Consider the following 13,792-nt stretch of genomic DNA (forward strand, 5'->3'; position numbering starts at 1 on the left):
GCTCCCTTTTATGGTATTGGGAGGCTGATTCAGAACAATTACCTGTAATTTATAAAAAGTTAATTTCTAAATCAGCGAAAAGTATGTTACAATAAAAATGAATATTACTATTTTACGAGATTGGAAAGGAATAATTATGACAGATCATTTTAACGATGAAAAAGATGAGATCATCGATGGCGATATAACAGAGACACAGAACGAGGATCATGAGGATGACAGTGAATATGAGAAATTCTGTTTTCTGTGCCACCGTCCGGAGAGCCAGGCTGGTAAGATGATCGAGCTGCCTAATAATATACATATCTGTAACGACTGTATGCAGAAGAGCTTTGATACCATGACACATCAGATGAATAACGGCCTGAATTTGAATGATCTTCTGAATATGCCCAATGTAAGCATGATCAATCTGGGCAGTCTTCAGGATGCGATTCCCCGCCCGAAGAAGGTAAAGAAGAAAAAAGAAGATGCCAAGCCGGAAATCGACCTTAAGAAGATTCCGGCCCCCCATAAGATCAAGGCCAGCCTTGACGAATATGTAATAGGCCAGGAACGGGCAAAGAAGGTTATGTCTGTTGCTGTTTACAATCATTATAAACGTGTGGCGACAGACACTATGGATGAGATTGAGATCGAGAAGTCCAATATGCTGATGATCGGACCTACAGGATGTGGCAAGACGTATCTGGTTAAGACACTTGCCAGACTTCTGGATGTGCCGCTGGCGATTGCAGATGCCACATCCCTTACAGAGGCTGGTTATATCGGTGATGATATTGAGAGCGTTATCTCCAAGCTTCTTGCAGCTGCAGACAATGATGTGGAGAAGGCAGAGCATGGTATTGTCTTTATTGATGAGATAGACAAGCTGGCTAAGAAGAAAAATACCAATCAGCGTGATGTAAGCGGTGAAGCTGTGCAGCAGGGACTTCTGAAGCTTCTGGAGGGAAGCGAGGTTGAGGTGCCGGTGGGAGCGAACAGCAAGAATGCTATGGTTCCTATGGTTACTGTAAATACTAAGAATATTCTGTTTATCTGTGGTGGTGCTTTTCCGGATCTGGAAAACATTATCAAAGAAAGACTGAATAAGCAGGCTTCCATTGGCTTCTATGCAGATCTGAAGGATAAATATGACAATGATCCGCACATTCTGGAGAAGGTTACTGTAGATGATATTCGCGCATTTGGCATGATCCCGGAATTTATCGGACGTCTGCCAATCATATATACTCTGGATGGCCTGAATGAGGATATGCTGGTCCAGATCCTGAAAGAGCCTAAGAATGCCATTCTGAAGCAGTACCAGAAGTTACTTGCCCTGGATGAGGTGAAGCTGGATTATGAAGAGGATGCGCTTCATGCCATTGCAGCTAAAGCATTGGAAAAGCACACCGGAGCCAGAGGACTTCGTGCAATCCTGGAAGAGTATATGCTGGATATCATGTATGAGATTCCAAAGGATGACAGCATTGGCCAGGTGATCATCACCAGAGAATATATTGAAGGAACAGGTGGACCGAGAATCCTGCTCAGGGGCCAGGAGGTTCCGCTGATCGGAGCTGCGCAGTAATTAACTTTGAGGCTTTATAACTATTTTATAAGTAAAGGAGACGGTATTATGGCACGTGATTTTTTTGATGAGTTAAGTGACACGATTACAAGGACGACCAAGGATCTTGGCAAAAAAGCCGGCCAGCTGTACGAGACACAGAAAATCAAAAGTAAGATTTCCAGCGAGGAGCAGATGGTACGGAAACTGCAGGCAGACATTGGAAATGTGATCTTTGAGAAATACAAAGAAGGAGCTGAAGTGGAGGAAGGGCTTCTGGGGCTTTGTGAGGAAATTCAGCAGCATATGGATATTATTGCCGGATACCAGGACATGGCAGCGCGCTTAAAAGGACAGAAAATATGTCCTGCATGTGGCAAGTCTGTTGACCGGAGCGTGGCATTTTGTCCATTCTGTGGGGCTGTATGCCCGACTCCGGAGCCAGAGAAGGCAGAAGGTGACGTAGTTGAGGATGCCCCAGCAGAAGAGGAGAAGGCGGATGCTGAGACAGTACAGGAAACTGAGGCTGTAGAGGCAGAGGAAAACACAGCTGAAAGCGTGGAGGAAGCAGGAGACGTAAAAGAGACCGAACACCTAGAAGGCACTGAAAACGAAGAGACTGTTGAAACACCGGAAAAATCTGAAAACACAGCAGAATAAGGAATAATTTTGCAAAAATCATTCTGTGGCAGTAAACGATGATGTATGCTTATGCAGACATCTTTATAAATGAAAGGAGGCAGCAGTCATATTATCTCTGACAATTGCCAGCGGCATTTTCCTGCTGGATTATAAAATAAAAGAATATATTGACAGTACACGTCTGCAGGGAAGCAGAGAAGAAGTGCTTGGAGGAAAGCTGATCCTTCGTAACTGCCATAATAAGGATAGGATTCTGGGAAAGGTAAAAATCGGACGTCAGAACTGTCTGGAACTGGCAGCTGCCGGGCTTGGCTGTGTAGCTGGAGAATACTGGCATCAGCTGCTTCATGGAGGAAATAAGCTTAGTAAAGCTGGCCTTGCCATGATCCTGGGCGGTGGAATGTCTAATTATGTGGATCGCCGGAATAAAGGCTATGTCACAGATTATGTAAGCCTGAACGTCAAGAAGAAAGAAATCCGTAAGATCGCTTTCAACCTGTCAGATGCATGCATTGCAGCAGGTGCTGTTCTGTGGTCGGTTGGGAACCTGATGCCGGACCAGAAAAGAGAAAGCAAAAACAGAAAGTAAAAACAAAAAGACACCATACCAGCGTAAGGTGTCTTTTTGTTTTCTGAGCTGTGCTTCATGACAGCTGGAGGTAATAATGCTTTCAGATCATAATAATGCTTTCAGATCAGGCCAGCTGTTATGCCAGGCAATCTCAGTCCTTTGGGGAGAGCCGGGGAGCAGGATACGGGCGCTTCACGTCAGTACGCTCCAGCAGATAGTCTACGCTTACTTTATAGAAATCTGCAATCAGGCATAAGGAATCCAGAGGGATATTTCGTTCTCCGGTTTCATACCGCGAATAGGTACGCTGGCTTACATTGAGATAGTGAGCCAGATAGCCCTGCTTCAAATCATGGTCTTCCCGCAGCTCTCTGATTCTTTTGTACGTCATATTTCATTTCTCTGGTGTAAAAGTATGATATAAATAGTATCAAGGTTCATTATAAATTGCGGCTTTCTGCGAATTACCAAAAAGACCAAAATGGACTAAGAATAAATATTTAAAATTTTTCAAATTTTTTTGAAAATTAGTGTTGACATTTGGATGAATGTGTTGTATTATAATCAAGCAGTCGCGAGAGAGCGGCTGGAACATAAGAAATGCAGGAGTGGCGGAATTGGCAGACGCGCAGGCTTCAGGTGCCTGTGGTCGCAAGATCGTGTGGGTTCAAGTCCCATCTCCTGCATTATTTTTTTCCTTTGTTACGAATACAAGAGCTTGATTTTGTATGCTCTGATCCAGTAGCTTTTTTCTGCTGTGCAAATATTTTTTTGCCTGGCAGAATTTTTTTTTGCTCAGATTTTGTTGAAAAAAGAACTTTGCTGTGATACAATCTTGAAGATTTAGGATAAATTAAGGTGACTGTTTGGAACCAACCACCAAAATGCGACTGGCTCTGAACCGTTACAAATTAAGACAGAAAAAGACAACAGAAAGGGAGATTGTATGAAAGCATTTCTGATATTAGAAGATGGCCATGTATTTACAGGAACCAGCATTGGTGCTGCAAGGGAAGTCATCAGTGAGATCGTTTTTAATACTTCCATGACAGGTTATCTGGAAGTAATGACTGATCCGTCTTACGCAGGACAGGCAGTATGCATGACTTATCCATTAATAGGAAACTACGGAATCTGTTATGAAGACCAGGAATCCACAAGACCCTGGATCGACGCATTTATCGTACGTGAATTATCCCGCGTTCCAAGCAATTTCAGAAGCGTTGACACCATTCAGCATTTCTTGACCAAACATGATATTCCTGGAATCGCAGGAATTGATACACGTGCACTTACCAAGATCCTTCGTGAGAAGGGTACTATGAACGGTATGATCACGGTAGATGAAAATTATGATTTAGACACAATTCTCCCTAAGTTAAAAGCATATACAACTGGTAAAGTAGTAGAAAAAGTAACCTGCCGTGAGAAGGAGATTCTCCCAGGAGACGGTCCGAAGGTTGCACTTATGGATTTTGGTGCGAAGCGCAATATTGCCCGCTCCCTGAATAAACGTGGATGTCAGGTGACGATTTACCCGGCACTTACACCGGCAGAAGAGATCCTTGCAGACAATCCGGACGGAATCATGCTCAGCAACGGCCCTGGAGACCCGAAGGAATGTACTTCTATAATTAAAGAAGTAAAGAAGCTTTACGATTCAGATGTTCCGATCTTTGCAATCTGCCTTGGACATCAGCTGATGGCTCTTGCAACTGGCGGAGACACTTATAAGATGAAATATGGCCACCGTGGTGGAAACCATCCGGTAAAAGACCTTGCCACAGGCAGAGTTTACATCTCTTCCCAGAACCACGGCTATGTAGTAGATGCCAAGGATCTTGAGGAGAAAAACATTGCCCATCCGGCATTTGTAAATGTAAACGATGGTACAAACGAAGGAATGGCTTACGTTGGCAAGAATATTTTCACCGTACAGTTCCATCCGGAGGCATGCCCGGGACCACAGGATTCCGGTTACCTGTTTGACAGATTTATGGATATGATGGGAGGAAATAAATAATGCCAAGAAATAAAGACATTAAAAAAGTACTTGTTATTGGTTCTGGTCCGATCATCATCGGCCAGGCAGCCGAGTTCGATTACGCAGGAACACAGGCCTGCCGTTCCCTGAAGGAAGAAGGCATGGAGGTTGTTCTTCTGAACTCCAACCCGGCTACCATTATGACAGATAAAGACATTGCAGACCGTGTCTATATTGAGCCTCTTACTGTAGAAGTAGTAGAGCAGCTGATCCTGAAGGAGAAGCCAGACAGTGTTCTTCCTACCCTTGGTGGACAGGCTGGCCTGAACCTTGCCATGGAGCTGGATGAAAAAGGCTTCCTGAAAGAGCATAATGTAAGACTGATCGGTACCACAGCCCAGACAATCAAGAAAGCTGAGGACCGTCAGGAATTTAAAGATACCATGGAGAAAATCGGTGAGCCGGTTGCAGCTTCCAAGGTTGTTACCACAGTAGAAGATGGTCTTGCATTTACAAACACCATCGGTTATCCGGTTGTTCTTCGTCCTGCTTACACACTTGGTGGAAGCGGCGGCGGTATTGCTCACAATGAGTACGAGCTTCGTGAGATCCTGGAGAACGGTCTTCGTCTTTCCCGTGTAGGAGAGGTACTGGTAGAGCGTTGTATCGCAGGCTGGAAAGAAATCGAGTACGAGGTAATGCGTGACAGTGCAGGAAACTGCATTACTGTCTGCAACATGGAGAACATTGACCCGGTTGGTGTCCATACAGGAGACTCTATCGTAGTTGCTCCTTCCCAGACACTTGGGGACAAAGAATACCAGATGCTTCGTACATCAGCTCTTAATATTATCACAGAGCTTGGAATCACAGGTGGATGTAACGTTCAGTACGCTCTGAAGCCAGACAGCTTCGAGTACTGCGTAATCGAGGTTAACCCGCGTGTAAGCCGTTCCTCTGCACTTGCAAGTAAGGCTACCGGTTATCCGATCGCGAAGGTTGCAGCTAAGATCGCACTTGGCTATACCCTGGATGAGATTCCAAATGCCATTACCGGAAAAACATATGCAAGCTTCGAGCCAATGCTTGACTATTGTGTAGTTAAGATCCCGAGACTTCCATTTGATAAATTTATCACAGCTAAGAGAACCCTTACCACCCAGATGAAAGCTACCGGTGAGGTTATGAGTATCTGCCATAACTTCGAGGGCGCTCTTATGAAAGCTATCCGTTCCTTGGAGCAGCATGTAGACAGCCTTATGTCTTATGATTTTACCCAGCTTACAGATGAGGAGCTTCTCGCAGAGCTGGAGATTGTAGATGACCGCAGAATCTGGAAGATCGCAGAAGCAATCCGTCGTGGAATGCCGCAGTCCATGCTTCATGATATTACCCAGATCGATATCTGGTTCATTGATAAGATCGCAATCCTTGTAGGAATGGAAAATGCGCTGAAGAACAGAAAGCTTACCAAAGAGCTTCTTCTGGAAGCAAAACGCATGGAATTCCCGGACTACATCATTGCCCGTCTGACAGGTAAAACAGAAGAAGAGATCAAAGATCTCCGTGCAGAGTATGGCATCAAAGCTGCTTACAAGATGGTTGATACCTGTGCAGCTGAGTTTGCTGCTGCAACTCCATATTACTATTCTGTATATGGAGATGAAGGTACAGAGAATGAGGCTATTGCCACACCAGATAAGAAGAAAATCCTGGTACTTGGCTCCGGTCCGATCCGTATCGGACAGGGAATTGAATTTGACTTCTGTTCCGTACATTGTACCTGGGCTTTTGCAAAAGAAGGCTATGAGACGATTATTATCAACAACAATCCTGAGACAGTAAGTACTGACTTTGATATTGCGGATAAGCTGTATTTTGAGCCGCTTACACCGGAGGATGTTGAGAACATTGTAAATATTGAGAAACCGGACGGAGCTGTTGTACAGTTCGGTGGACAGACAGCCATCAAGCTTACAGAAGCACTTACCAAGATGGGTGTGAAGATCCTGGGAACATCTGCTGAGAATGTAGATGCTGCTGAGGATCGTGAGCTGTTTGATGAGATCCTTGAGAAATGCCAGATCCCGAGACCGAAGGGACACACTGTATTCACCGCAGAAGAGGCGAAAAAGGCAGCAAATGAGCTGGGTTATCCGGTTCTGGTTCGTCCTTCCTATGTACTTGGTGGTCAGGGCATGAGAATCGCTGTAAGCGATGAGGATGTAGAAGAGTATATTGGTGTGATCAACCAGATCGCACAGGAGCATCCGATCCTTGTTGATAAATACCTGATGGGAAAAGAAATCGAGGTTGACGCAGTGTGCGACGGCGAAGATATTCTGATCCCTGGTATCATGGAGCATATCGAGCGTGCCGGAATCCATTCTGGTGACAGTATTTCCGTATACCCTGCAAGAACCATCAGTGCGAAGGCAAAAGAGACCATTGCGGAATACACCAAGCGTCTTGCAAGAGCACTTCACGTAGTTGGTATGATCAACATCCAGTTCATCGTGCTGGGTGATGATGTATATGTAATTGAGGTGAACCCACGTTCCAGCCGTACCGTGCCTTACATCAGCAAGGTTACCGGTATTCCGATCGTACCGCTGGCAACTAAGGTAATCCTTGGATACAAGCTGAAAGATATGGGCTATGAGCCAGGTCTTCAGCCAGAGGCAAAACACATTGCCATCAAGATGCCGGTATTCTCTTTCGAGAAGATCCGCGGTGCTGATATCAGCCTTGGACCGGAGATGAAGTCTACTGGTGAGTGCCTTGGCATTGCAGAGACCTTCAATGAAGCTTTGTATAAAGCATTCCTTGGAGCTGGAATCCGTCTGCCGAAGTACAAGAACATGATCATGACAGTAAGACCTGAGGAGCAGGAGGATGCTGTTCCGATCGCTAAGAGATTCGAAGCACTTGGATACCGTATCTATGCTACAAGAGGAACTGCCAATACTCTGAAAGAGCATGGTGTTAAGGTAATCCGTACCAACAAGCTGGAGCAGCCGGCACCGAACCTTATGGACCTGATCCTTGGCCATAAGATCGATGTGGTTATCGACATCCCATCCCAGGGTGTTGAGCATCAGAAGGACGGATTTGTGATCAGACGTAATGCCATCGAGACTGGTGTAAATGTTCTTACCAGCCTTGATACTGCAGAAGCACTGGTAACCAGCCTTGAGAATACAGACGCTAATAAGCTGAGCCTGATTGATATTGCGACAATCGCCAGAAGATAAATAGTAAGTTGTTAAACAAAAGGTTACTGTTCACTCCGTTCACAGCAACACGCTTCGCGATGCACAGAAATCATGCTTTCGCATGATTTCGCGCCGCAAGTCTCGGGTTTTCTGTGACCTTTGGTCACAAAAAACACCTCGCGGAATGCGATCAGTGAACAGTAATAAACAAAAACTAAATTTTGCGAAAAAAGCAAAATACAAGTTTACGAAAGATATTTTGTGTAATATACTAAAGAGGACGGAGAAGTTCAAGTCTCCGTCCTCATTTTGTTAAAGTGAAGAAAGGGGTAGAAATGGATATTATCGAACTTTTAAAGGTAATTCTCCTTGGTATTGTTGAGGGAATTACAGAATGGCTCCCCATCAGCAGTACGGGACATATGATCCTGGTCGATGAGTTTATTCATCTGAATGTGTCACAGGATTTTATGGACGTATTTCTGGTTGTGATCCAGCTTGGAGCCATACTTGCAGTTGTTGTTTTGTACTGGAATAAGCTGTGGCCTTTTTACATAAAGAAGCTTCCGAAACGAACCCAGATGGCAATTGCGAAGAAACCGAAATGGGCACAGGTGATCTTGAATTTTGTGGAGCGCTATTGTGATAAGGATAAGTGGGTGCTGTGGTTCAAAATTGTGGTAGCATGTCTGCCCACCATTATTATTGCACTTCCATTTAATGATTTCATTGAAGCACATTTTAACAATTATGTAGTTGTTGCTATTGCGCTGATTGTCTACGGTGTTCTGTTTATTATTGTGGAAAACTATAACAAAGGCAGAGAGCCGCAGTGCACAAGTCTGGAAGATCTGTCCTTTAAGACAGCTTTCCTGATCGGCTGTTTCCAGGTACTCTCTGTCATTCCTGGAACATCCAGATCTGGTTCTACCATCATCGGAGGAATCCTGGTGGGCACTTCCCGTACAGTTGCGGCTGAATTCACCTTCTTCCTTGGCATTCCGGTTATGTTCGGAGCCAGCCTTCTGAAGATTCTGAAATTTGGCTTTGGTTTTACTGGTACAGAGGTACTGATCCTGGTAATCGGTATGGTGGTTGCATTTGTAGTTTCCATCCTTGCAATCAAGTTCCTGATGGGATATATCAAGAAGCATGATTTCAAGGCGTTTGGATGGTACCGAATCGTACTTGGTGCACTGGTACTGGTTTATTTTGTAGGTAAGACTTTACTGGCATAAAATTTTATAAGAGAAAATGGGGCGTCGACATTCGGAGAAAATTGGATGGAGGCGCTTTTTCTTGCATATAGAGAAAAAAAGGAAAATTGCTATTTAATGTGCTGGGCGTCGTTTCCCGGACGCAGTCTGGCAATGTATATTCACCGCCGTGCGGAGCAACGTTCCGGCAAGCTAATGACTAACTACGACTAAGACGCTCAGGAGAGCCTTCGCGCCAAGTCTCCGTAAGTCATGGATCTCGCCTCCACTAAAACCGCTCCTGAAATGCACGGCTACGTGAATATACATTGCCAAACCGCTGGTTATCGACAACTGGTTAGAACCGCATTTCCCCAGCACATTAAATAGCAATTAATTATGGTGTTTTCATGTCGTCATAAATGAGATATAATAGAGAAAATAATAAGGCGAAAACACAAAAAGAGGTGCACTATGGGAAAATATATAATGGCGCTGGATCAGGGGACGACCAGTTCAAGATGTATTTTATTTGACAAGAAAGGCAACATGTGCAGCGTTGCCCAGAAAGAATACAGACAGTATTATCCGAAACCAGGATGGGTGGAGCATGACCCGAAGGAAATCTGGTCTTCCCAGATTTCCGTGGCTACAGAGGCCATGAGTAAGATAGGAGTAGATGCTGAGGATATTCATGCAATTGGAATCACCAATCAGCGCGAGACTACAATCGTATGGGATAAGAAGACCGGAGAACCGGTTTATCCAGCCATTGTATGGCAATGTCGCAGAACAGCAGATATGATCGAGAAGATAGAAAAAGACGGGATGTCTGAACTGGTGCGAAAGAAAACCGGTCTGATTCCGGACGCCTATTTTTCCGGAACCAAGCTGAAATGGATTCTGGATCATGTGGAAGGTGCAAGGGATCGTGCTGAGAATGGAGAACTGCTTTTCGGAACAGTAGATACCTGGCTGATCTGGAAATTGACAAAAGGTCAGGTTCATGTGACAGATTATACAAATGCTTCCAGAACGATGCTTTTTGATATTCATGAGAAAAAATGGGATAAAGAGATTTTGGAATATCTGGATATTCCAGAGTGCATGCTGCCAGAGGTGAAGCCAAGCAGCTGCATTTACGGATATACCAACGAGAATCTGATCGGAGGCAGAATCCCTATCGCCGGGGCAGCAGGAGACCAGCAGGCGGCTCTTTTCGGACAGTGCTGCTTTGAGTCCGGGGATGTGAAAAATACATATGGTACAGGCTGTTTTATGCTCATGCATACAGGAGATACAGCAGTAGAATCAAAGAATGGACTTCTTACCACCATTGCTGTGAAAGCCGATGGAACGCCGGGATATGCCCTTGAGGGAAGTGTTTTCGTAGCAGGCGCAGCAATCCAGTGGCTGAGAGATGAGGTAGGGATTCTGGAGAGTTCTCCGGATTCTGAGAAATATTGTCTTTCTGTGCCGGATACGAATGGTGTTTATGTAGTACCTGCGTTTACAGGACTTGGTGCTCCATACTGGGACCAGTACGCAAGAGGTGCCATTCTGGGACTTACCAGAGGCGCAGGAAAAGCGCATCTGATTCGTGCTACTGTAGAATCCCTGGCTTATCAGGTACATGATGTCCTGGAAGCTATGGAGAAAGATTCGGGGCTGGATTTAAGTGCTCTGCGTGTGGACGGCGGTGCAAGTGCCAATAATTTCCTGATGCAGTTCCAGGCTGATCTTCTGGATACCCAGGTAGTGCGCCCAAGCTGCATTGAAACTACCGCACTTGGTGCTTCCTATCTGGCCGGACTTGCAACAGGGTTCTGGAAAGATGCCTCCGAAGTGAAGAGCAACTGGCAGATTGGCCAGCAGTTTGCTCCGCATATGACAGAAGAAGAGCGTCAGAAGAAGCTGAAAGGCTGGAAAAAGGCTGTGAAATGTACCTTTGAATGGGCGAAAGAGGAAATGTAATATAAAAAGGTGTGTGAAGAATGGAAACTCATTTTTCACACACCTTTTTCGTCTGGGATTATTATTTCTGCTCAGTCTCAAATTCCTTGGCTACATCTTCCAGCAGGTCTCTGATCGGCAGATGCTGCGGGCAGGCTTTTTCGCATTTACCACATTTGATACAATCGGAAGCTTTTCCATTATGTACAGTGTGGACGTTGCTGTAATAGTAGTTTGCATTCCAGTCATTGAAAACCTTCTTTGCGTTCATGCAGGCAAAAAGATCCGGAATGGAAATCTGCTTCGGGCATCCGGCTGTACAGTAACGGCAGGCTGTACATGGGATGGCATGTTTCTGATGGAAAATGTCTGCAACTTTGTGAACGGCTTCCATTTCTTTTTCTGTAAGAGGCTGGAAATCCTTCATAAAGCTGATATTATCCTCCATCTGCTCCATATTGCTCATACCGGAGAGAACCATGAGAACGCCATCAAATCCAGCTGCGAAGCGAAGGGCATAGCTTGCCGGGCTTCCACCGTGCAGGTCGTCAAGAACCTGTTTCGCATCCTCTGGAAGGTTTACCAGGTTGCCACCCTTTACAGGCTCCATGATCAGTACTGGCTTGTTGTGCTTGCGACAGACTTCGTAGCACTTGCGGCTCTGTACAGCCGGATTCTCATAGTCAAGATAGTTGAATTGAATCTGGACAACTTCAATCTGTGGGTATTCTGTGAGAATCTGGTCCAGAGCTTCTGCTTTGTCATGGAAGGAAATTCCGAAATGACGGATCTTGCCTTCTTCTTTCAGCTGGAGAGCTATCTCGTAAGCATGGCGTTGTTTGAAGTATTTGAAGATTTCCTCGTTCTGTGCATGCATAAGGTAGAAATCGAAATAGTCTACACCGCAGGCTTTCAGCTGACTTTCAAAAAACGGACGGATCTCTTCCTCAGATTTGAAATAGAAATTAGTAAGCTTGTTGGTAAGAATATATTCGTTGCGGTTGTGGCGGCTGGTCAGGCAGTCTCGAAGGGCAAGCTCGCTTTTCCCATCCAGGTATCCGTGAGCGGTATCAAAGTAGTTGAAGCCCTGCTCCAGGAAAGTATCTACCATTTTACACATCTGTTCCTTGTCTACTTCGCCATCCTTCATAGGAAGACGCATACAGCCAAAACCGAAGTTTTTTTTGATTTTATCCATGATGAAATACTCCTTTCTTGAAAGACAGGCCATAGAGCAAAGGGGATACGCAGAATCCTGAAATTGCTCTATGGCCAAATCTGTTTTCTTTATTATACATGTTAAAGTGTACTTTAAGTCAAGAAAAAATTGATTGTTGATTGATTGTTACTGTTTAGTGGTTGCATTCCACGAGGTGCTTTTTTGACGAAAGGTCACAGCAATATTTTACTCGGACTTTTTGTATTTGATGTAATTTACCACCATCATCGCCAGCTTGAAGGTGAGTGCGTCTTCAAAGGTCCGGATATCAAGCCCGAATTTTTTCTGTAATTTTTCAAAACGATATACCAGAGTATTTCTGTGTACATAAAGCTGTCTGGAAGTTTCGGAAAGGTTCAGGTTGTTTTCAAAGAAGGTACGGATGGTGGTGAGAGTTTCATCATCAATGGAATCCAGGGTTTCTTCTTTGAAAAATTCATCAATAAACATTTCACAGATATCCACAGGAAGCTGATAAATTAAACGCCCGATTCCCAGACGGTTGTATCCGAAAACGTTTTTACCAGTGTAAAAAATCTTACCGACTTCCAGAGCCGTGCGTGCTTCTCGATAGGCATCTGGAAGCTGCTTGAGATCATCGGCAATATTGCTGTAGGAAACCCAGGCAGAAGTCATGGCCTCGGTATTCAGCATATCCACAAGCATATGGGCAATGTCGTCCAGGTCAGAGTAATCTTCAGATGGCTGCAGCTCGCGGAGGACGATAATGCCGGAATCATCAATGGCAGTAATAAAGTCACGGGTTTTGGCCGAGAATATATTGCGAATGGTAGCAAGGGCATTTTCATCTTTGCTCTGCTTGGTTTCCACAAGGAAAACAGCCCGTCTGACAGTGGTGGCAATATGAAGCTTCTTGGCACGGTTAAAGGCATCTACTTCAGAGTAGGAGCCTAGGAGAAGATTCTGCATGAATACATTTTTATCACTTTTTTCAGTATAAGCAGTAAGAAGGCTTTCAATCTGGCACACAGCCAGTTCTCCGATGGTGGAAGCGGCTTCTGTATTTCCCCATACAATGAGGATATATTGGAGTTGATGACTTTCAGTAACTTTGTAAAGGCGGCAGTTCATATTGGAAATGCACAGGGCATCGTCCTCTTTAAATTCTTCCAGCTTTTCTTCGGAGGGGAGGGCTCTGTCGCAGGTGCTGATATAGATGGTGTTGTCTAAATTTACAAGGCAGAAGTCCAGATGACTGATGGATTGCCAGTCTTCCAGGCATTTCTGGAGAATTTGAAGTAATTTCATGTGAGGTCTCCTTTGGGTGAAAAATAATAAAGTTTGCGCTTGCAAGTGGTTCAAGTCGGGCTCATAGTACACCTGGTCACTAAATTCGCTCTGCGCCTGCCGGTTTGCGCTCATTAAGTGTCCAGGTGTGCATTCGCACTAAATTCGCCCGGCGCCTGCCGGCTTGTGCTCATTAAGTACTCATAGTATAC

10 protein-coding genes and 1 tRNA gene are annotated in these 13,792 nt (G+C 44.8%); 8 read left to right on the plus strand and 3 right to left on the minus strand.

Features of this window, described 5'->3' with window-relative positions:
• The first annotated feature begins 136 nt into the window (after positions 1-136).
• The 3 genes from clpX to ACTQWB_RS00840 all read left to right on the plus strand — a co-directional run bounded on the left by clpX (position 137) and on the right by ACTQWB_RS00840 (position 2,783).
• Complete coding sequence (gene clpX, locus ACTQWB_RS00830) at positions 137-1,573, plus strand: ATP-dependent Clp protease ATP-binding subunit ClpX (RefSeq protein WP_441499909.1); 1,437 nt, start codon at positions 137-139, stop codon at positions 1,571-1,573.
• Positions 1,574-1,621: 48 nt separating this feature from the next.
• The gene (locus ACTQWB_RS00835; protein ID WP_441499910.1) at positions 1,622-2,212 is read left to right on the plus strand and encodes a DUF7575 domain-containing protein; all 591 of its coding nucleotides are present in this window, start codon (positions 1,622-1,624) and stop codon (positions 2,210-2,212) included.
• 115 nt (positions 2,213-2,327) lie between these two features.
• Positions 2,328-2,783 (plus strand): signal peptidase II, encoded by a 456-nt coding sequence (locus ACTQWB_RS00840; RefSeq protein ID WP_441500101.1) that lies wholly within the window; start codon positions 2,328-2,330, stop codon positions 2,781-2,783.
• 133 nt (positions 2,784-2,916) lie between these two features.
• Here the strand turns inward: ACTQWB_RS00840 and ACTQWB_RS00845 are convergent, their stop codons facing one another.
• Positions 2,917-3,156, minus strand: a complete 240-nt coding sequence (locus tag ACTQWB_RS00845) for a helix-turn-helix domain-containing protein (RefSeq protein ID WP_441499911.1) — start codon at positions 3,154-3,156, stop codon at positions 2,917-2,919.
• A gap of 211 nt (positions 3,157-3,367) precedes the next feature.
• On the opposite strand from ACTQWB_RS00845, the gene ACTQWB_RS00850 reads away from it, so the two are divergent.
• The 5 genes from ACTQWB_RS00850 (at position 3,368) to glpK (ending at position 11,134) form a co-directional block, all read left to right on the plus strand.
• A tRNA-Leu gene (locus ACTQWB_RS00850) sits at positions 3,368-3,451 on the plus strand.
• A gap of 260 nt (positions 3,452-3,711) precedes the next feature.
• Positions 3,712-4,788 (plus strand): carbamoyl phosphate synthase small subunit, encoded by a 1,077-nt coding sequence (locus ACTQWB_RS00855; protein ID WP_441499912.1) that lies wholly within the window; start codon positions 3,712-3,714, stop codon positions 4,786-4,788.
• On the plus strand, positions 4,788-8,003 hold the full coding sequence (gene carB, locus ACTQWB_RS00860) for a carbamoyl-phosphate synthase large subunit (protein WP_441499913.1): 3,216 nt from the start codon (positions 4,788-4,790) through the stop codon (positions 8,001-8,003). Before ACTQWB_RS00855 ends, carB begins: the two co-directional genes overlap by 1 nt.
• 296 nt (positions 8,004-8,299) lie before the next feature.
• Positions 8,300-9,202, plus strand: coding sequence for an undecaprenyl-diphosphate phosphatase (locus ACTQWB_RS00865; RefSeq protein ID WP_441499914.1), 903 nt, complete (start codon positions 8,300-8,302; stop codon positions 9,200-9,202).
• A 432-nt stretch (positions 9,203-9,634) separates the two neighbouring features.
• Positions 9,635-11,134: a glycerol kinase GlpK gene (glpK, locus tag ACTQWB_RS00870; RefSeq protein ID WP_441499915.1), complete on the plus strand. Its 1,500-nt coding sequence runs from the start codon at positions 9,635-9,637 to the stop codon at positions 11,132-11,134.
• A 61-nt stretch (positions 11,135-11,195) separates the two neighbouring features.
• On the opposite strand, the gene ACTQWB_RS00875 is transcribed toward glpK, so the two are convergent.
• Together ACTQWB_RS00875 and ACTQWB_RS00880 are read right to left on the minus strand one after the other, a co-directional pair.
• Complete coding sequence (locus ACTQWB_RS00875) at positions 11,196-12,311, minus strand: aldo/keto reductase (RefSeq protein WP_441499916.1); 1,116 nt, start codon at positions 12,309-12,311, stop codon at positions 11,196-11,198.
• Positions 12,312-12,518: 207 nt separating this feature from the next.
• Positions 12,519-13,601 (minus strand): PucR family transcriptional regulator, encoded by a 1,083-nt coding sequence (locus tag ACTQWB_RS00880; RefSeq protein WP_441499917.1) that lies wholly within the window; start codon positions 13,599-13,601, stop codon positions 12,519-12,521.
• Positions 13,602-13,792: the final 191 nt, after the last annotated feature.

This window comes from Blautia sp. HCP3S3_H10_2 (assembly GCF_052122375.1).
Lineage (GTDB): Bacteria > Bacillota > Clostridia > Lachnospirales > Lachnospiraceae > Blautia_A.